The sequence below is a fragment of the Legionella micdadei genome, from assembly GCF_000953635.1.
Taxonomy (GTDB): domain Bacteria; phylum Pseudomonadota; class Gammaproteobacteria; order Legionellales; family Legionellaceae; genus Tatlockia; species Tatlockia micdadei.
The window spans coordinates 2667754-2686409 of record NZ_LN614830.1 but is presented as its reverse complement, the minus strand read 5'-3'; the positions used below and the strand labels follow the sequence as shown (position 1 = coordinate 2686409).

The following is an 18656-nucleotide window of genomic DNA, read 5'->3' as shown; positions in this document are numbered from 1 at the left end:
AAAAAATGACTTGTGAGTAAATCCATGCAGATTAAGCACAGCCCATGAAATCAAGCTGACGCCAGGCTTCAAAAAGTATGATGGCAACAGCATTGGATAGGTTAAGGCTGCGATTATTAGGGCACATTGGAATACGAATGGCAGAATAGCGTTCTCTCAATTCTGCCGGTAGTCCTCGTGTTTCGGCGCCGAAGAGCAGCATATCTTCGTCCTGGTAACAAACCTCATGGTAATTTTTTTGACCTTTTGTCGAACATGCAAAAATCCGACGTTGTTGGTTTTTTTCTATAAAATCCTGTTCATTAGAGTAATGAATAATGTTAATCCATTCTTGATAATCAAGCCCGGCACGACGCATCCGCTTATCATCAAGCGTAAAGCCTAGGGGGTATATCAGATGCAGTTGTGCGCCACTGTTAGCGCACAAGCGAATAATATTACCCGTATTAGGTGGGATTTCGGGCTGGTGCAGAGCGATGTGCAGCATTTTTACTACTATTCAATTTAACTGATTTTTTTGTTGAAGCGGGTTCATCCACGTAATCCCCCACATCTTGCTCATCCACATACAACGAAGCGTCGGTATCGGCCTGTTCGCCAGTGATCAAGTAATTTCGATGTTGTAGATAGGCATCACGCATGAACGCATATTTATCCAGTGCTTCATTCATAATCGCATCGGTTTCAAGCAATTGGGATCGCAGATCGACATATCTCAATATTGCAATGGAATAGATTGCGACCCCACTCGGTAAATATGGGTAGGGAGTAAAGGCATAATCAAGCGGTAATCCCAGAGCATCGCGAACGGTACTTGGACCTAAAAATGGCAGAACGATATAAACTGACTTTTTCTTCCCCCATTTAGCAAAGGTTAAGCCGAAATCGTTGTAGTGGGGCGGTAGACTAAAGGCTTTATCGGCAACATCAAAAAAGCCGGCAACACCAATAGTTGAATTAATCAAAAAACGCCAGCTGTCTTTTATCGCCTGTCTCCATTCTCCTTGGAAAAGATCACTGGCTACTGTCGGCAGCATGTACACGTTATTGTAAGCATTGTTTATGCTCGTACGAACCCGGGCAGGTATCACCGCTTTATAAATTTTAGCAGGGGGTTTTAATACGGTGGCGTCAAAAGCCATATTGAAATTGTAGATTTTGCGGTTAATTGACTCATAGGGATCAACAGGATTGTTGCCTTTATGCAGGCAGGAACAAAGCATTAAAGAACTGACCATCGTTGCAAGAGTGGCAATTAAGCGCATGATTCTTCTATTTTTTAGGATGCGAAAGTTGATGTTACACCACTTTCATATTCTTGGGAACTACTAGAATTGGAGCAAAAATGTGACTGGCCCATTGTTACATAAGTGGACTTTCATATTCGCACCGAATTGACCACTGGCTACCTGGGAATATTTTTCCCTGGCTAAATCGAGCAACCGGTGAAATAAAGTTTGCCCTAATTCAGGTGGCGCGGCTTTAGAAAAACTAGGACGTAAGCCCTTATTGGTATCCGCCATTAATGTAAATTGGGGGACAAGTAGAAGTCCTCCGTTGACCTCTTTGAGGCTTAGGTTCATTTTTCCTTGGGAATCATCAAAAATACGGTAATTGAGGCATTTTTCTAACATGCGTAAAAGTGTAGGTTCAGTATCCTCTTTTTCAAAGCCACAAAGGATCATTAAGCCGTGGGCTATTTCTCCTACGATTTCATTGTTGACAACCACCTTTGCTTCACTTACTCGCTGGATTACAGTTAGCATGCATCTAAACCCTGACGTGAAATTTCTATACTTGCATCAATGAGTGCATCAATGATCCCTATTTCTCGGTCGGAATGACCGGCATCCCTGATGATTCGTAAATTTGAAGCAGGAAGAGCTTGATGTAATTCCCAAGCGCCTTCTAAAGGGCATATCATATCGTAGCGGCCATGAACGAGGTAAGTAGGGATATGCCTAATTTTGTGGATATGGGATAGAACTTGATTTTCTTCAATAAAATAGCGATGGTTAATGTAATGGGACTGCAAGCAAGCAAGCGCAAGGGCAAAATGCGGGTCACTGAATTGCTCAATGACGTATAAGTGTGATTGTAAGCTGCTGCAACGTGCGTACCACATGGCCCAGCTTTTCGCTGCGGACATACGGACTAACTCATTATCCCCCTGGAGGCATTGGGTATAAAATCGACGAAGGTCGTGTTGCTCTTCATTAGGTACAAAGCTAGTAAATTCTTGCCAGTAATCAGGGAAAATCAGATTTGTCCCGCTTTTATAAAGCCAATCGGTGTCTTTCTTCCTACCTAAAAAAATTTGTTGCAGTAACAAGGCAGATACCTGCTGCGGATAAAGTTGCGCATAGAGGAGGGCAAGTAAAGCACCCCAGCCGCCGCCAAATAAGACAAAACGGTTGATTTTCAAGTAATCACGAATGGTATCAATGTCTTCTAACAGGCTTTGGGTGTTATTGTCGTGTAGCTCAATATGGGGGGTAGAACGCCCACAGCCTCGTTGGTCAAAAAGCACAATGCGGTAGATTTGAGGATCAAAAAAGCGTCGTAAATGAGTATCACCCCCTGCTCCTGGTCCAGAATGCAAGCCAATAATCGGTATGCCCTGTGGGTTTCCTATCTCCTCCACATAAAGCACATGAAGCTGACTCACACGTAACTCATGGCATTGATAAGGCTTAATAACTGGATAAAGGGTATGCATAATTCTCTCAGCATTTTTAGCTTTTGATTTTAAATCTTATACTCAAGATACTCCAAAATGCTAGGCCTCGGTTTTAAGCAAGTTGGCATTTCCTAATGGTCATATTCAAAAAATTGAGTCTCTTTTAGGGTAGAGATAAAACGTTGTGCATCATTACTGAGCTTATGTCCTTTTCGATAAATGATAAAATAGTTGATGGATAAATCCTTATGCTCATAAATTGTTACTAAATCCTTGTCGATGATATTTTTTGGAATAAAGCTCCATCCAAGGCCCAATTTGGCAAGTTTTAGTAATGCAAAAATTGGTTCAGCTTCGTGTTGAATAGGTAGAAATAAATTTTTGCGGTAAAGAAAATTATCCAATACCTGCCGGGGCGGAGCATATTTAGGCATGACTATGCCTGGGTATTCTAATATCTCTTCTAAACTTATTTGTTCCTTCTTCATCAGCGGATGCGTCCGAGATAGTTTAATAACAAAGGGTAATGTAAATAGGGGGATTAATTCAAACTCGTGAACAATTTTATTACTAATGCAATTTAGACAAAGCTCTATCTCTCGATTGCGCAGTGCCCTTAGGCTCATTAAGGGAGATAAATAATTGACCGAGAAGTCGATATTGGGATTCCCTTGGCTAAAAGAGGCTAAAAAATCAGGAAGCATGAAGCTGCCAATTAAAAAATCCAAGCCCACTTTTAAAGGTTTTTTTTGCTTTTCTAAAAAAAGATTGACAGATGAGATGCCGGTTTGCACTGTTTGTAGTACTTCTATGGCATGAGGTAGGAAAATTTTTCCTGATTCTGTGAGGATTAAGCGATTATGATCTCTGATAAATAGCGGCGTTTTAATTTCTGCTTCAAGAGAAGCGATGCGTTTACTAATCGCTGATTGTGTGATGTAAAGAAAATCAGCTGCCAAAGTAAAGGAGCCAAAATCTGCGGCAGCAATAAATGCGCGAATTTGATTTAGGTCCATATTTATATTACGCATGAGTGATTCGCTGTAATTTAAGTATAACGTATAGGATTTGATTAATTATTAATAACTGTAACTAATGGGTTTTTGCTGCAGGGTTAAAAGTTACTTGTAGCAACTGTGGTTCTGCTTCGATTATTGAATGGAAAAATATTAAGCCATAATGCCTAAGTATATTACAGTTAATTTTTGGAATCTGGCTAGTCCTGTTTGGAATGCATTATTAAAATCATAAAGTTAAAGATTCCTTTTTTATATAATGTTGATCATAATCCTATGTATCATCTAAAGAGGACTATCAATGCAAATTAAAGCAGCTGTTGCACATAAAGTAGGTGAGCCATTATCGGTTGAAATGGTTGATTTAGCTGGCCCAAGGGATGGTGAAGTACTTATCGAGATAAAGGCGACGGGTGTTTGTCATACGGATGCCTACACTTTGTCGGGTGTCGATCCAGAAGGTTTATTTCCAGTGATTTTGGGGCATGAAGGTGCTGGTGTAGTTGTTGAGGTTGGTCCTGGGGTAACTTCCCTTAAACCTGGTGATCATGTTATACCGCTTTACACTCCTGAATGCAGGGAATGTAACTTTTGCCTTTCACAAAAAACCAATCTTTGCCAAGCAATACGTACAACCCAAAGTAAAGGACTGATGCCTGATGGCAGTAGCCGCTTTAGTGTAAATGGTGAACCTCTCTTTCACTACATGGGAACGTCGACTTTCGCCAATTACACTGTATTACCGGAAATTGCTGTGGCAAAAATCCGTGAAGATGCTCCATTTGAAAAAGTGTGTTATATCGGTTGCGGAGTGACTACTGGCATTGGGGCAGTCATTTATACTGCCAAGGTAGAAGTTGGGTCGAAAGTGGTGGTGTTTGGTTTAGGCGGTATTGGCCTTAATGTTATTCAAGCGGCGCGTATGGTGGGAGCCGAGCAGATTGTCGGGGTTGATGTGAATCCGAAGCGTCGTGCCCTAGCTGAAAAAATGGGTATGACCGATTTTGTTAACCCTCAAGAATTAGGAAGCGAGCTTGTCAATTACCTCGTTGAATTAACTAAAGGTGGTGCGGATTACAGCTTTGAATGTGTAGGAAAAGTCGACCTCATGCGGCAAGCGTTGGAATGTTGTCATAAAGGCTGGGGTGTCTGTACTATCATTGGTGTGGCAGGTGCCGGTGAAGAGATTTCCACCAGGCCTTTTCAATTAGTGACTGGCCGGGTTTGGAAAGGAAGCGCTTTCGGAGGGGCTAGGGGACGAACGGATGTGCCGAAAATAGTTGATTGGTATATGGAAGGAAAGATTAATATTGATGATTTAATTACCCACGTGTTGCCTATCGAGCGAATTAATGAGGCATTTGATTTAATGCATCGGGGAGAATCGATACGGACAATTGTAACGTTTTAATAGGGAATTAATTTTATGGCGTTTGAACTTATTGAAGCGCATCGTTGTTTTGATGGAACGCAATATGTTTATGAACATCCCTCTGCGATAACAAATTGTACAATGCGCTTTGGTTTATTTTTACCCCCGCAAGCCACACAACATAAAGTACCCGTATTGTACTGGTTGTCAGGATTAACTGCGAGTGAACAGAATTTTATTACAAAGGCTGGTTCACAAAGAGCTGCCTCCGAATTAGGTTTAGCTTTAGTTGTTCCTGATACAAGTCCACGAGGCATTGAGTTACCGGGGGACAGGGATGATGATGATTTTGGTATAGGAGCAGGGTTTTATCTCGATGCGATAAAAGCGCCTTGGTCTAAACACTATCGAATGTTTACATATATCACAGAAGAGTTACCTCAATTACTTAACCAAATTTTTCCTCTTGATGAGCAACGTACTGGTATTTTTGGGCATTCAATGGGGGGGCATGGCGCATTGACTTTAGCCCTTAAACGGCCTGAACAATATCGTTCTTTATCGGCCTTTGCCCCTATTTGTGCCCCTGCGCAGTGCCCTTGGGGGCAGAAAGCATTTAAAGGCTATTTGGGTGAAGAAAAGGAAACTTGGAAAAACCATGATGCTTGCGAGTTAGTTCTAAAAAACGGATGGCCACATGGTTCCATTTTAATTGATCAGGGCACACAAGATCCTTTTTTGGACACAGAATTAAACCCGGAACTTTTCCAAGCTGCGTGTTTAAAAGCAAATGTGGATTTAAACCTGAGGTGGCAGAAAGGGTATGACCACAATTATTATTTTATTGCCAGCTTCATTGATGATCATTTGCGGTTTCATGCTGCCAAGTTAAAGTAAAAAATTGATAGTAATAGTAACAGGTGATTCATGGTTTTTGCAGTGGATAGTCGTATCGAGGCAAGTTCAGTTTTTCTAGCGGATTGGACTCTATCGCGTCTTTATTTTAAAAAAGATGCTAATTTTCCATGGATTATTTTGGTACCCAGAGAAGAAAATATTCAAGAAATTTATCAATTATTGCCTTCTCAGCGCCAGATCCTCACTGAAGAAATAGCAGCCATTTCTCAAATAATGCAGGATTATTTCAAACCCGAGAAATTAAATATTGGTGCTTTAGGTAATATCGTTTCACAGCTTCATATTCATGTTGTTGCACGGTTCAAAGATGATAGCGCCTGGCCACATAGTATTTGGCAGCCTGATTTGGTTGCCTGTGCTTATGCAGAGGAAGATCTTCATGAACATGTGAGAGCTTTAAGAGAGCGAATAATGGTTTAGCCCTTTTACGGGCTAGCGGAGCGAGCGCAAAGCCGTTGGCTTTTACAACATATACTCAGGTAACGGTTTCTGATCGGGGAATATTTCTTCCAAAGATACTGAGAAACCATCTTCCCTTACTATGCGTGCATGACTTCGTTGTAATTCCCTGGGTTCATTAACGCCGCAAGAATGGCAAAGCGTGGCAACTTCGTGAGCCATGTTCGTTGCGTAATGATAAACACGCTCAGCTTTATCTTCTACAACCAAGCCGTGTTGTAATTTAGGGTTGTGGGTGGTAATCCCAGTAGGACAAGTGTTTTTGTGGCATTTCATCGATTGGATACAGCCCAAAGCAAACAAAAATCCCCTTGCTGAATTGATAAAATCGGCTCCGGCACAGAGCGCCCAAGTCACTTCAGCAGGGGTAATGAGTTTACCGCTTGCGATGACTTTAATTCGATCTCGCAAATTATAAGTTACCAGAATATCAACGAGGCGAGGCAGCGATTCTTGGATAGGAATTCCCATATAATCCATAAGGCCTTGTGGTGAGGCGCCAGTGCCGCCATCAGCACTATCTAAACTAATGAAATCCGGAGCAAATTGTATGCCCCGCTGATGAATTGTAAAACAAAGGTCTTTAACCCATTCATAGCTACCGAGTACAAATTTACATCCAACGGGTTTACCTGTTATCTGGCGAATATGCTCGATTTTATCCAAAAGCTCATCCACATTAGCAATATCAGTATGCCGATTAGGGCTAATCGAGTCTTGATAAGCGGGAATTCCGCGGATTTCAGCTACTTCTTCCGTTACTTTTACAGCAGGCAAAAGCCCACCTTTACCGGGTTTTGCTCCTTGGCTCAGTTTAATCTCAAACATTTTAATGCAGTCATGGGCGGCTAGTTCACGTAAGCGCTCATCGGATAAATTGCCTTGCGCATCACGGAAGCCATATTTTGCTGTTCCAATTTGGGCAACAATGTCGCAGCCCACTTCAAGATGATAGGGGGAAACTCCGCCTTCCCCAGTATTAAGCCAGCAACCTGCTTTTTTTGCCCCTCTCGCTAAAGCTTGGATGGCTGGCTTTGATATGGCGCCATAACTCATCGCAGAAATATTAAAAATGTGGGTAGAGGTATAAGGCTGTCGGCAGTGGGGGCCTATAGTAACAGGTCTAATAGTGGCTTTATTCGTTTCAAGAGGAGGGAACGGAGCGCTTACAAAATAAACGGTTCCTATGCTGTGTAAGGGGCGTGTGGACCCAAAACCGATAGTGGTATCCTCATTTTTAGCAGCCCGATAAACCCAGGAGCGATTTGCCCTATTGAAGGGTAATTCCTGTCTATCATCCGCAAAAAGGTATTGCCGAAGATATACACCGATGTACTCAAGGAAATAGCGAAAATGGCCAATAATGGGATAATTGCGTAAGACTGTATGTTTTTTTTGATTTCTATCCCAAAGATAGACTGACACTAGCAAAACGAACAGGGTGACAGTAAAAATGAGAATAAGCAGTTCATCCGTTTCCAAAGCACGTAGAAAGAATACATCTCGTTTTTTAAGCTCAATAGGTTCCACGAACAAAATATCCTTATTTATCCTTAAAGTTGCAGAGTATACACTTTGTTTGTGGTGAACGGGAGTTTGTGTTGATCGAAATTATTTGTTGAAAATTAACTTGCTTAAACAAATTGTGACAAATTATTTAGTATATACTTAAATTAAATCTGGTGAGATTTTAGGGGGCTGACATGCATTCCTCACTGGCCAACCATCTTCTGATAGCCATGCCCTCTCTTACTGATCCTAATTTCGAGCGATCAGTTATTTACATTTGTGAGCATCATGTGCAAGGTACGGTTGGTTTAATGATTAATCGGCCCATGCAATTCCCGTTAGGTGTGGTTTTTGATCAAATGCAAATCCAATCTGCTTCAACTGAACGCTACCAAATGCCGCTCCTTTTTGGCGGGCCAGTACAGCCTGAGCGCGGCTTCGTTATTCACAGGCCTGTCGGCGGCTGGCGCTCGAGCTTGTCTTTGCGGGATGACGTGACGGTCACGACTTCGAATGATATTATTCGCGCAATTGCTGCTGACATTGGACCCAAAGACGCTTTAGTGACGTTAGGATACACCGGTTGGGGTGAGAGCCAGTTAGAGCAAGAAGTGCTTGCTAATGTTTGGCTGATTTGTCCTTTTTCTTCTGAGATCCTTTATGAGGTACCCTTTTCTGAGCGTTGGGAGTATGCGGGTTTGAGTATTGGCGTCAAAATGAATCAATTAACCAATCAAGCAGGCCATGCCTAATTCTTTGAAATAAATGAGAAATTATGCCAGAAGGTTTTTATTTAGGATTTGATTTTGGTTATAAGCGTATTGGTGTGGCTGTAGGCCAACAAATCACCTGCAGCGCTAGGCCGTTAACGACCCTTGATGCAAAACAAGGCATGCCTCATTGGGCTGAAGTCCAGAAAATAATTAACGAATGGCGTCCACAAGCATTGATTGTAGGTTTGCCCACATGTATTGATGATAGTGAATTGTATACCACTGAGGCTGCACGACAATTTGCCCGTCAATTAGAAGAACGATTTTCTTTACCGGTCCATTTAGTTGATGAGCGATTATCTACTGTAGAAGCCCGTGCTCAGTTGTTTGCTAAGGGCGGATACCGTAAAATCAAGCAATCTCAAATCGACAGCTTTGCTGCCTGTATTATTCTTGAGCAGTGGCTGCAGCATTCCTAAGAGAAACATGAAACATTTTTTAGAAATCAGTCAACTTTCCGACAAACAAATTAATTCGCTTTTACAAAGCGCTTTGAGTTTTAAGAATAGTCACCAATATCCTAGTTATCCCCAACACACCGTAGCCAATCTTTTTTATGAAAATAGTACGCGAACACGTGTAAGTTTCGAGATTGCAGCTAAAAAGCTATCCATGATGGCAATTAACCTTAATTTACAAGGTTCATCTGAGACAAAGGGAGAGGCAATTGAGGATACGATTAGAACTTTGTCCGCAATGGGGATTGATTTATTCGTAATAAGACATCGGCAAGATGGATTACAAAATACCCTAGCTGAAAAATTAACACAGGGTATCCATATTGTTAATGCTGGTGATGGGCAGCACGCCCATCCTAGCCAAGCGATGTTGGATTTGATGACGATAGTTGAAAAAAAGCCTAATCTAACTCAGCTCAAATTGGCTATCATTGGAAATATCCGGCATTCGCGAGTAGCCAATTCACTGCAGTGTCTTTGTGCAACGGTGGGTATAGGCGAATTAGTACTTGTTGCCCCACCTATCTGGCAACCACAGCAAATTCATTACGGAAGAGTGACCCATTCTTTAAGAGAAGGCTTAGCTGATGCGGATGTGGTGATTTGCTTACGCGTTCAGCATGAGCGGTTACAAGAAAATGAACAAATGGATTTAACCACGTATCGTCGTGAATACGCTTTGACTCGGGAGACAATTCGATTTGCGAAGCCTGATGCCATCATCATGCATCCGGGGCCGATGAATCGTGGTGTGGAAATCGATAGCGATGTCGCTGATGGACCTCAATCTTGCATTTTACAGCAAGTTACTAACGGTGTATTCATGCGCATGGCGATTCTTGAATCTTTAATTATGTAATTGACTCTACAAGGATTTTGGTATGAGTAATAAAAAACCTCTCGTTGTGATCACAGGTGCTGGTGCCGGCATTGGCAGGGCTTTGGCAAATACTTTTTCAGAAGAAGGCCACCCCTGTTTGCTGCTCAGTCGTCATATTGAACCATTGCCTGAATTAAAAGGACGCGAAATTAGTTATGCTCAGGTGGACGTGACCAATTATTTACAATTAGAAGAAGCCATTCGTAATGCTGAAAAAAAATACGGGAAAACAGAATGCCTTATTAACAATGCTGGTCTAATTAATATTGGTGAATTTAAAGATATGCCAATCGACAAAATTGAGAATGAAATTGCAGTGCTAATCAATGGTGTCATTAATGGTATAAAAGTTGTCCTGTCAGATATGTCTGAGAGAAAATCAGGAACAATTATCAATATTAGCTCGATAGGTGATCGAAAGCCGGGGCCTCTAGGAGTCAGCTACCATGCCAGTAAACACGCTATTCGTAGTGTGGCTGAGAGTTTGCAGATGGCTGAAGCTAAGAATAGGGTAAGAATTATGAATATTGCACCGGGATTAATTAAGACGAATATTCATGCCAATATGGGTATTAGCTTTGAAGAATATTGCGAACTATTAGGTAATCCTACTTTTATCATGCCAGAGGAATTAGCTGATATCATTATGTTCTGTTGGAAGTTACCGCAGAAAATATGCATTAGGGATTTAGTGGTCATGCCCACAGATTGTGCATTTTAATTTACCACTAAATCAAACGTTCTAAATTTCACTTGTTCATCTTGGATCCATGCTTGGGTAATTGAATATTCAGGCAACTCTATCCAGGTTGTACGGTCGGTGGACAATGGTTCTGAAGCAAAAAGAATGTTACGCCTTATCCCTGTTCCATGCATTTTATAAATACCATCCACTATACTATAGCTCTCACCTACTGTTAGCCAAAGACTATGATATCCAAGGAATGCTTTTTGTACATTAGACGTGTTGCAGCCAAAGTCGAAAACAAAACGGGTAACAAAAAGATATTCGCCATTCGTAATGAATAAATTAACGGGTGAAGCCTCTTCGATGCCGCATTCTTTCCTTGCTTTTCCTAGAATTTCAAAGGTGTTAATAATGGCCTGAAACGCTTCTTCCATTGGCACATTTTCTCTGAAATCTTTAAATTGAGATAAAAACAACACATAAACCCATTCACTGTCTGTTGTACCCTTAATCATGCTCATTAATTGAGGTTTGATGTATTTGACCAATGCCACTTTCAGGCGGTCCATGTGCGCTAAACTGCCATTGTGGGCTAAAGCGAAATGAGCATCGTCGAATTTGAATGGATGGACATTTTGTTCTGAGACGGTTTCTATTATTTTATATTCCACTCCACGCACATGGGCAACCATACAATTGGTCGTTAATTTTTTTGATAAGCGAAAAAGATTTTTATCAAAAAAAGGTAAGCAAGTTGTTTTATAAAGATAAGGCTCTTCAGGATAATGGGATGACTTAGACCAAGCACAAAATCCAAGTCCGGCAAGATTTTGAATGTGCTTCATGAGCTGCGGAGCATAACTTTGGTGAACTAAACCATTGTCTGGGCCGTAAAGTAAGTCATAAATGCTTGATTCATTTTGACCAAGATAAATTAATACTCTGCACATAGTCTTATCCTATCAAGTTTTCATATTCACAATTAATTCTGACAAATTGCCGATTTACAATGTAAACTAAACGGGCAATGTGATGATTTATCTCTCGGCTAATATGAAAGAAAAGGCCTGGATTAAGATCACGAATTTTGTAATACGCATCAAAATCCAATTCTAGAATTGTAGATCTTTCGCTGGTGAGATAAGCCACGTATTGCTGGAATTCAGGAAAGAGACTCGTTGGATTTTCTAAAAAGATTTCGCCTATGCCGGAAACTGCGATAGATTTATTTAATACTTCATCTTGTTTAATAAACATCATTACCGCACCTGAATACGGAATGCACAACCGCGAGTGTACTGAGTTAAGAAATTGAAACGGATAGCCACGATCATATTGGCGAAAAGACATGAACGATAATAAGAAAAGAAAATCTTTCTCCTGTAAGGCAGAAAAAAAATGGATTTGTTTAAGGTAATTAAAGTCTAAATTAGCGTTCGGTAATTTTTTACACTGAGCTTTATGATTAAAGAGGCGAAGCGCGTGTTGTGATGAAATATCTGCCTGTCCAGCTATTTTTCCGAGTAACGAAATAAGTAGAAGAATTTGATTGATAATTTTTTCTCGGGTTTGCCGGATGATATTGGTTTCGAATTTGTAAGCAGTGACAGGATGGGAAAAATGAAGTGTATTTAAAATTTCTCGAGAAAAGCTTAAGCAAGTGCAATCGTTCTCAGCAACAATTGAAGCGGTAATCGGTGTTTGTGTTAGAAAGGTAACCTCCCCAAAAATTTGGCCGCTATCAAGTTTCGTTGCCAGTTTTTGCGTATCGCCGGGCAAAGTAACGTACACGAGCACTCTGCCTTTTTGGAGTAGGTAAAGTTCGTCCCCATAAGAGCCTTGAGACATGATTGTTTCACCGGCTCGAAAGTGTTTAGTTTGGCTGTGTTCGCGAATAAAAGAGTATTCCTCTTGAGAAAAATCAATGAATAGAGGATGATTTTTAAGGTTAGCAGCAGAAGAAGTATTCATCATTATTCCTTATGCTTTCCATTCAGAGATAGGACGCTCTTGGTATTGATTTTCCAAATAACTTGTCATCAAATTATAGAAATTTTTCCCATATTTTTCGATAAAATTACTTTGCCACTGACTTCCGTTAATTTTCGATTTTATCCGGTGTTTGATAATTCCTAAATAACCCTGGATATCGTCTGAAGTAATACCGAGTGCTTCTAGCCCTTTATAGGCTAGGGGAAGCAATTCTTCAAGAAGAGTGAGAGCATTGACTTCGCGATTGGCAAACCACTTAAATTTTGCTTGAAGACCAAAGCGTGCTGCATTAAAAAAATTCCGTCTTGCATCATGAAAAGGCAAGAGGTGATCGATGGGTACTGATTGGATTGCAAAATAATGAAGAAGCCCATAAAAGAAAGCAGCGTTTGCCATCATATCAATAATGGTTGGACCAGAAGGGGGGCCACGGTGTTCGATGCGTAAATGTGGTTTTAAATTGGGGTTAAAATCAATCACAGGGCGATTCCAACGATAAACCACACCATTTTGCCTTCTCACATGAAACATCTTTTCTGGTGGAAACTCAGGAAAAACCTCGGGTAGAAGACGAGGGAAATATTGGAAATTTTGGTCGAAAAGTTCGAAAAAAGAATTATGCAAATAATTAGTTCCGAATAAACAGCATTTAAATCCTCTATCACGATCAAATAAGCGCAATGTCAAGGATTGATCAAATGAAGCTATTCTCGTTTCACTCCACAGTTGATGCCCCAATAAAAAAGGGCTGTTAGCAGAAATGGCCAAGATAGGCCCTGCAAGTGCTTGGGCAACATTATAGTATTGCACAGATTGGCTTAACCCAATTTGAATGTGCATTTGGAATGCTGAGATAAGGCCATTGATTACTAAGGATTTAGGCCTCATTATCAAGGCTTCTTTAGGACCTTCGATATGAATTTTGGATATCTGTCCTCCACACAGGGCTGCTGTGCAGGAATTGAGGATATGATACCTTGGTTTATTGGTCATATATTCTGGTAAATGGCATCTTTCAGTAGCAGTTGGTAAGGTTCCAATTAAAGCTAAATAAGCATTACGATCGTTAGCAATGCTTAAACAATGATTCCATAACTCCAAAATATTCTTATGCAAAGAACTAAAGCAATCGCCATACAGACTAAAGTGTGAAGTATTGATTTCCAAGTGCCATGCACCGATTTCAGGTATTAAAAAGGGCTGATTCACTCGATCAATGAAAGCTAAATTTTCTGGTAGAGGGTTATATTCTTTATCAAGAAGGAAAAATTCAATTTCAGCGCCAATTGCTAATTCCCTCTCCATGAAATATTCTTCAATAAACCACTCTTCAAGCAAGCTAGTTTCTTTAAATAAATGCCGATCAAACTCTTGATAATCAATCTTGGATGTCGGGGTATGCAGATCTTTATGATAAGCCATCAATGCCCTCCGGCATCAGCTCACTTGATAAAAATAGTATAGCTTTTATATTGAAATATAATTGAGTTAAATAAATCCTTATAACAATCTACATTTCTCTTGATGAAATTGGTCTATATTTTATAAATATCATAAAAATTAATTCATTCATTTTTTAATTAAATAACTAATGCGGGAGATTAAGATGTCTTTACTAAAAAGGGAAAATCCAGAAAATAAATCAGGGAAAATCATTATTGATTTTAGTTCGGAATTAGAAGAAATGTGTTTGGATTGCCAAAAAGAAATGCAGAAAAAACGATCTGACTTTAGAGATAAATTAAATTCTTCAATTCTAGTATTAAAAAATGAAATTGATAATGCAGCTCTCATGAACCTTAAAGAGATGGAAGAAGTAAATAAATACAAAGATACTGAAATTGAACAATTGCAAACGATGGTAAATGAAATGGTTAGGGAATTAGAAATTTGCAATAGGACCAGCAAGAAAAAGATAAAATAATTTACATTTGCAATACAATGCATTAAAAAGTGGGTTGTAAACGAATCTGTAACACGTAACTCATATTTAGGGAGATCATTCATCGAAATAGCAGACGAGCTGTTTTCTCTAAAGAAACAATGAGTTCAGAAGGGCAACCTATTTTTATGAAGCCTATTTATCCTTTAAGACTAATTCTAGCTAGCAACTCTCCAAGACGTTTGCAAATATTGCGAGAGCACGGATTGGATGCTGTGGTTAAGCCCGCCAATATCGATGAAATCAAGCAAGAAGGCGAGGATGCTAAAGCCTATGTCACTCGACTTGCAAAAGAAAAAGCGCAAACTATTTTACTGCAGGTAGTAGGAGACACAGCTGATTTAATCCTGGCAGCAGATACTACAGTGTATTATCAGAGCCATATTTTAGAAAAACCCTGCGATCCCGAAGATGCATACAGAATGCTAAGTATGCTAAGCGGCAATTCCCATGAAGTCTATACGGGGTATGCGCTTATTTTTCTACCAGAAAAACGGTGGTGGATTGATTGTGTGACAACAACCATTACTTTTCACTCCCTGACAGAGCAACAAATACAAAATTATATTGATTCGGGCGATCCTTTTGATAAAGCGGGAGGATATGGCATTCAGAACGTATACGAAACCTTTATTAAAGAAATAGAAGGGTCCTACTACAATGTAATGGGGTTACCTATCGAGGAAATTTTAAAAAAAATCAATGCCTAACTAGGTAACGTCCACCTATTCGTTTTACCACAAAAGGTCATATTGCGGTCTTAAATAAAAGTAATATAGCGGGGCTATTTCGGAAAGCCCTAAGTGGTAATAATATCTTTAAATTTAAGGAATCTCAGTTGTTGGCACTGCGGAATTGGCTTTATCCTCTTTTTCATCTCCCATTTTCGATGAAAATAAAGAATACCCTTTTAAGGGATCCATGCTTTTTCTTTTAATTGAGGTTAAAACAACTTTCGCTGGAGTCATTTTTCTTTGATTTTGAGATGAATCAGTTAGCACCTGCTTTCTCAGTTCTTGTATTCTACCGGAGTAGTATATGGGATTAAGGTTGCTTGAAAGCTTTTTAGGAAAATAGTAAGTATTATTTATCCGAAAAATATTTTCGACAGCATTTTGGAATTTATCCATCAAGTTAGCAACATCAGAATCATTATGTTGTGCTTGAAAGTGACTAAGGGAATTTTCAAAAAAGCTTATAAATACCTCGGCAAACTGGCTAGGAGGATGTGATTTTTTATCGAAGAATGAACTAGGCAAAATATCCTCTTTTAGAAAAGAAGAAAGTTGATCAATAACTACCCCTGGATTTTCTGATCGCAACTTATCAAAATCAATATGATCGGTTTTTCTAGGTTGTATTCTGCGAGATAAAATATAGAGTTTATCCTCCAAATTTCCCGTTTCTGGCAAGGGATATGTATTTATAAATTGCGGTAAATCGGTTACAAAAATAAGACATTCAGAATTAATTTTTAGTTTTATTTCAAGAATAGTCTTTAAGATCTCCCCCACAACAGCTCTTCGATGCAGTGCATTCTCGTTCCCATCCCGGGCGAAAGTGACATCAGTGAGAAAGAGGCCTAAAAAGGGCAGGGCAGTCCGGTGTGTAGTGCATATTTCTCTCATATATTGATAGTTTTTCAAATTGCTAGCTATTGTGCAAATTTCTTCAATTGTTTTTCGATCTGTTGTAGATAGCTTTCCTAACTCCACAGTTAGTCTGGAAATATTACTACTGCTAAACACACTTGCTAAAACTTGTAGATGATTAAGATCAGGGTATTTCTCCTCGCCGAGAGCGCATAGGGCTTGCGATAGCTCAATTAGAAATTGTAATGCGTTTCTAGTGTTATCACTTGGTTGATTCAATATTTTTTCTATAAAATAGAAACTTAATTTATTAAAATAGTCTGTGAATTTTACAATTGATGGAGAAAGATGTTTCGTTTCTTCTTTCGACCAATAACAGTTATTAAATTCACAAATTGACACTTCCTGATAAAACATCATAGTCAACATTCTTAATTCGTTCGCTATAGATTGAACGTATTTTGCTCTTTCCTCACGGGGAAATGCGATTGCACAATCAACTAATTGATCAAAAGAATGTAATTTACTCACAAAAGTGAATTGAACGAGCCGATTTAAGTTACTAAAATTTCTGATTATCGGCTCATCTAATAATGCAGAAGATAGTTTAGCTGCCATTTGTAGAATAATGTTTAATTCTTCACCCAATTCGGCTAACCCTGTATTGAAATTCACATTTTTCTTACAGAAAAACCTTAATTGCATGTGAAATGCAGGCCCAAAAGGAAAAGCATTTACTCCGGAATAAAGAAGTAGTTGGACGAGAATGAAATTTGCAATTAATTTCTGGTTAAAGTCAAAAGATGAATATAAGACTCTTAATTGAATCAATATTTTTTCTAATGGAAAGCTGCTTAGCAAACTAATAGCGCTTTCATTTATGACTGCAAAGTTAATCTCCCGCTGTTTATCAAAATCGGATTGACCAGCAGTTAAAAGCCATAAATGGTTTAGTAGCTCTTCATTAGTCGCTTCAGAAATGTCAATTTGAGGTTTTCCTCGGGGTTCGAGATCAACTCTTTGAATATTATTAAGTAGCAATGGAATGAGTGATGTTTGCAAGTAATAAGCTTCTTTTTGATAGGTAGAATATTTTTTATCAGCCAAAGGATGTAATGTTCTTAGGGAATTGCTTATCACTTCGTAAGTGCCCAGAGTTTGCTCTTCACTGCTTAATTTTAGATGTTCGACAAAGGGATCACTCACACATAAAACATTGAACTCGTGTTGAAAGTTTTGACATTTTATAGATGACTCTTTCTCTTGATGCGCACGGGCAATAAGTTTTAAAAATTGCCTTGCCCTGATCACAGCTTCCTCAATCGCCTTTTGGTTATTTTCAGCAGCCCTAGAGGCGAAAAGAGTGAGAGTAGAGGAAGTAGATTCCTTAGCTCTGGGCGATGATGATAGTGCCGAGCGGGGGCTGGATCGGCTTTTTGAACACATTAAAGGGAAGAAAGCCCTAAAATTTCCATCAACGGTTTCAGGGGTTATGCGGGATTTTAAGTTCAGTGAAGTTATTAAGGAGGGATCAACATAAAAAAAGAGAGGTGCTAATTCTTTTCTATCACGAGCCAAGCTTAAGGCTGTACTTTCTGTATGATTTTTAATGGATCGATCAACTGCAGGATGTTCTAAAAGAAGCTTAACTGCATCGATTTTTTCTGCTAAAACAGCCTCATGCAGCGGTGTATTCTTAGAGTTATTTGGTTTATTGATCAGTTCTGGGAATAATTTTATTAATCGGCCTAGGTCGATTGCTTTAGAACTTTTAATTGCATAATGCAAAATGGTATTACCGAATTTGTCAGGCTCTAACGCTTTTCTTCGCCAATTCGGATTCGAGCAAAGCGCTTCAATGACATTGAGTTTATTTTTTTTTATTAAAAGGTGAAAAACGTTTCGATCAAATAGGTATTTTTCATCGATTAGTAAACTATTATTTGTGAACCATACCGTAAGTTTTTTTATTATTTTTTCGTCATTTTTTTTGGAAGATATTAATAATTCAATCATTTCCCTATTCATAATTTTTCCCTAATAATATGCCTTTATGACTTCCTCACGCTCAAAATTCATGTTTCTGCATTGTTTAATTACGAAAAGAGCCCTTATGTGTCTTAAGACATTATTAAATAAATTGCAGAAGTATAATTTTTTACAAAAACAGATCCAATATAAATCATTTTTTATAAATTTCAATCAATTTCTATCGGGGTTATAGAAAATAAGATATCTAAATGCTAATTCTCTGTATCTCGATACAACTTTCCTGTTAAAAGCCAAATGTCTTCGGCGGCTGCCATCTCCATTGCGTTGTTTTCTATTTTGAAGTTGTTCTCTTGTCTTCCAACAGACGATAATACTTCTTTGAGTG

General features: G+C 39.2%; 19 protein-coding genes. 9 read left to right on the top strand and 10 right to left on the bottom strand.

Features of this window, described 5'->3' with window-relative positions; translation table 11 throughout:
• Positions 1-31: 31 nt before the first annotated feature.
• From trmL to LMI_RS11905, 5 genes are all read right to left on the bottom strand, one after another.
• On the bottom strand, positions 32-487 hold the full coding sequence (gene trmL / locus LMI_RS11925; protein ID WP_045100003.1) for a tRNA (uridine(34)/cytosine(34)/5-carboxymethylaminomethyluridine(34)-2'-O)-methyltransferase TrmL: 456 nt from the start codon (positions 485-487) through the stop codon (positions 32-34).
• On the bottom strand, positions 447-1265 hold the full coding sequence (locus tag LMI_RS11920) for an MlaA family lipoprotein (RefSeq protein ID WP_045100002.1): 819 nt from the start codon (positions 1263-1265) through the stop codon (positions 447-449). Before LMI_RS11920 ends, trmL begins: the two co-directional genes overlap by 41 nt.
• Positions 1266-1328: 63 nt before the next feature.
• On the bottom strand, positions 1329-1766 hold the full coding sequence (gene dtd / locus LMI_RS11915) for a D-aminoacyl-tRNA deacylase (protein ID WP_045100001.1): 438 nt from the start codon (positions 1764-1766) through the stop codon (positions 1329-1331).
• Positions 1760-2719, bottom strand: a complete 960-nt coding sequence (gene pip / locus LMI_RS11910) for a prolyl aminopeptidase (RefSeq protein WP_045100000.1) — start codon at positions 2717-2719, stop codon at positions 1760-1762. Before pip ends, dtd begins: the two co-directional genes overlap by 7 nt.
• Positions 2720-2811: 92 nt before the next feature.
• Positions 2812-3711, bottom strand: a complete 900-nt coding sequence (locus LMI_RS11905; protein ID WP_082050746.1) for a LysR family transcriptional regulator — start codon at positions 3709-3711, stop codon at positions 2812-2814.
• 286 nt (positions 3712-3997) lie between these two features.
• Here LMI_RS11905 and LMI_RS11900 point away from each other — a divergent pair, with 286 nt between their 5' ends.
• The 3 genes from LMI_RS11900 to LMI_RS11890 are packed head-to-tail and all read left to right on the top strand — an operon-like array spanning position 3998 to position 6406.
• Positions 3998-5107, top strand: coding sequence for an S-(hydroxymethyl)glutathione dehydrogenase/class III alcohol dehydrogenase (locus LMI_RS11900; protein WP_045099998.1), 1110 nt, complete (start codon positions 3998-4000; stop codon positions 5105-5107).
• 15 nt (positions 5108-5122) lie between these two features.
• The gene (fghA, locus tag LMI_RS11895) at positions 5123-5965 is read left to right on the top strand and encodes an S-formylglutathione hydrolase (RefSeq protein WP_045099997.1); all 843 of its coding nucleotides are present in this window, start codon (positions 5123-5125) and stop codon (positions 5963-5965) included.
• 30 nt (positions 5966-5995) lie between these two features.
• Entirely contained in the window at positions 5996-6406 is a 411-nt protein-coding gene (locus tag LMI_RS11890) for an HIT family protein (protein WP_045099996.1), read from the top strand.
• A 42-nt stretch (positions 6407-6448) separates the two neighbouring features.
• Here LMI_RS11890 and LMI_RS11885 read toward each other — a convergent pair whose 3' ends face one another.
• A complete protein-coding gene (locus LMI_RS11885) occupies positions 6449-7975 on the bottom strand; it encodes an FMN-binding glutamate synthase family protein (protein ID WP_231852155.1) in 1527 nt (508 codons plus the stop codon).
• Positions 7976-8148: 173 nt separating this feature from the next.
• Between LMI_RS11885 and LMI_RS11880 the strand changes: the two genes are divergently transcribed.
• Genes LMI_RS11880 through LMI_RS11865 form a run of 4 tightly spaced genes read left to right on the top strand, consistent with a single transcriptional unit; the run spans position 8149 to position 10786 of the window.
• The gene (locus LMI_RS11880) at positions 8149-8706 is read left to right on the top strand and encodes a YqgE/AlgH family protein (protein ID WP_045099995.1); all 558 of its coding nucleotides are present in this window, start codon (positions 8149-8151) and stop codon (positions 8704-8706) included.
• A 23-nt stretch (positions 8707-8729) separates the two neighbouring features.
• The gene (gene ruvX, locus LMI_RS11875) at positions 8730-9146 is read left to right on the top strand and encodes a Holliday junction resolvase RuvX (protein ID WP_045099994.1); all 417 of its coding nucleotides are present in this window, start codon (positions 8730-8732) and stop codon (positions 9144-9146) included.
• 7 nt (positions 9147-9153) lie between these two features.
• Positions 9154-10044: an aspartate carbamoyltransferase catalytic subunit gene (locus tag LMI_RS11870; RefSeq protein WP_045099993.1), complete on the top strand. Its 891-nt coding sequence runs from the start codon at positions 9154-9156 to the stop codon at positions 10042-10044.
• A gap of 22 nt (positions 10045-10066) precedes the next feature.
• Positions 10067-10786 (top strand): SDR family oxidoreductase, encoded by a 720-nt coding sequence (locus LMI_RS11865; RefSeq protein WP_045099992.1) that lies wholly within the window; start codon positions 10067-10069, stop codon positions 10784-10786.
• Here LMI_RS11865 and LMI_RS11860 read toward each other — a convergent pair.
• Genes LMI_RS11860 through LMI_RS11850 form a run of 3 tightly spaced genes read right to left on the bottom strand, consistent with a single transcriptional unit; the run spans position 10783 to position 14167 of the window.
• Complete coding sequence (locus LMI_RS11860; protein WP_045099991.1) at positions 10783-11703, bottom strand: class II glutamine amidotransferase; 921 nt, start codon at positions 11701-11703, stop codon at positions 10783-10785. The genes LMI_RS11865 and LMI_RS11860 overlap by 4 nt on opposite strands.
• A 4-nt stretch (positions 11704-11707) precedes the next feature.
• The gene (locus tag LMI_RS11855) at positions 11708-12727 is read right to left on the bottom strand and encodes a cyclic nucleotide-binding domain-containing protein (RefSeq protein ID WP_082050745.1); all 1020 of its coding nucleotides are present in this window, start codon (positions 12725-12727) and stop codon (positions 11708-11710) included.
• Positions 12728-12733: 6 nt separating this feature from the next.
• Positions 12734-14167, bottom strand: coding sequence for a glutamate-cysteine ligase family protein (locus LMI_RS11850; protein ID WP_045099989.1), 1434 nt, complete (start codon positions 14165-14167; stop codon positions 12734-12736).
• Positions 14168-14351: 184 nt separating this feature from the next.
• Here LMI_RS11850 and LMI_RS11845 point away from each other — a divergent pair, with 184 nt between their 5' ends.
• Together LMI_RS11845 and LMI_RS11840 are read left to right on the top strand one after the other, a co-directional pair.
• A complete protein-coding gene (locus LMI_RS11845; RefSeq protein ID WP_045099988.1) occupies positions 14352-14669 on the top strand; it encodes a hypothetical protein in 318 nt (105 codons plus the stop codon).
• Between the two features lie 146 nt (positions 14670-14815).
• Entirely contained in the window at positions 14816-15397 is a 582-nt protein-coding gene (locus LMI_RS11840; RefSeq protein WP_045100747.1) for a Maf family protein, read from the top strand.
• A gap of 114 nt (positions 15398-15511) precedes the next feature.
• On the opposite strand, the gene LMI_RS11835 is transcribed toward LMI_RS11840, so the two are convergent.
• Positions 15512-18307 carry a RasGEF domain-containing protein gene (locus LMI_RS11835; protein WP_045099987.1) on the bottom strand — a complete coding sequence of 932 codons (2796 nt, stop codon included), beginning with the start codon at positions 18305-18307 and terminating at the stop codon, positions 15512-15514.
• Positions 18308-18656: the final 349 nt, after the last annotated feature.

Excerpts from the sequence above, each read along its gene's own strand:
- trmL (WP_045100003.1), bottom strand. The coding sequence starts at position 487 with ATGCTGCACATCGCTCTGCACCAGCCCGAAATCCCACCTAATACGGGT.
- LMI_RS11920 (WP_045100002.1), bottom strand. The coding sequence starts at position 1,265 with ATGCGCTTAATTGCCACTCTTGCAACGATGGTCAGTTCTTTAATGCTT.
- dtd (WP_045100001.1), bottom strand. The coding sequence starts at position 1,766 with ATGCTAACTGTAATCCAGCGAGTAAGTGAAGCAAAGGTGGTTGTCAAC.
- pip (WP_045100000.1), bottom strand. The coding sequence starts at position 2,719 with ATGCATACCCTTTATCCAGTTATTAAGCCTTATCAATGCCATGAGTTA.
- LMI_RS11905 (WP_082050746.1), bottom strand. The coding sequence starts at position 3,711 with ATGCGTAATATAAATATGGACCTAAATCAAATTCGCGCATTTATTGCT.
- LMI_RS11900 (WP_045099998.1), top strand. The coding sequence starts at position 3,998 with ATGCAAATTAAAGCAGCTGTTGCACATAAAGTAGGTGAGCCATTATCG.
- fghA (WP_045099997.1), top strand. The coding sequence starts at position 5,123 with ATGGCGTTTGAACTTATTGAAGCGCATCGTTGTTTTGATGGAACGCAA.
- LMI_RS11890 (WP_045099996.1), top strand. The coding sequence starts at position 5,996 with ATGGTTTTTGCAGTGGATAGTCGTATCGAGGCAAGTTCAGTTTTTCTA.
- LMI_RS11880 (WP_045099995.1), top strand. The coding sequence starts at position 8,149 with ATGCATTCCTCACTGGCCAACCATCTTCTGATAGCCATGCCCTCTCTT.
- ruvX (WP_045099994.1), top strand. The coding sequence starts at position 8,730 with ATGCCAGAAGGTTTTTATTTAGGATTTGATTTTGGTTATAAGCGTATT.
- LMI_RS11870 (WP_045099993.1), top strand. The coding sequence starts at position 9,154 with ATGAAACATTTTTTAGAAATCAGTCAACTTTCCGACAAACAAATTAAT.
- LMI_RS11865 (WP_045099992.1), top strand. The coding sequence starts at position 10,067 with ATGAGTAATAAAAAACCTCTCGTTGTGATCACAGGTGCTGGTGCCGGC.
- LMI_RS11860 (WP_045099991.1), bottom strand. The coding sequence starts at position 11,703 with ATGTGCAGAGTATTAATTTATCTTGGTCAAAATGAATCAAGCATTTAT.
- LMI_RS11855 (WP_082050745.1), bottom strand. The coding sequence starts at position 12,727 with ATGATGAATACTTCTTCTGCTGCTAACCTTAAAAATCATCCTCTATTC.
- LMI_RS11850 (WP_045099989.1), bottom strand. The coding sequence starts at position 14,167 with ATGGCTTATCATAAAGATCTGCATACCCCGACATCCAAGATTGATTAT.
- LMI_RS11845 (WP_045099988.1), top strand. The coding sequence starts at position 14,352 with ATGTCTTTACTAAAAAGGGAAAATCCAGAAAATAAATCAGGGAAAATC.
- LMI_RS11840 (WP_045100747.1), top strand. The coding sequence starts at position 14,816 with ATGAAGCCTATTTATCCTTTAAGACTAATTCTAGCTAGCAACTCTCCA.
- LMI_RS11835 (WP_045099987.1), bottom strand. The coding sequence starts at position 18,307 with ATGAATAGGGAAATGATTGAATTATTAATATCTTCCAAAAAAAATGAC.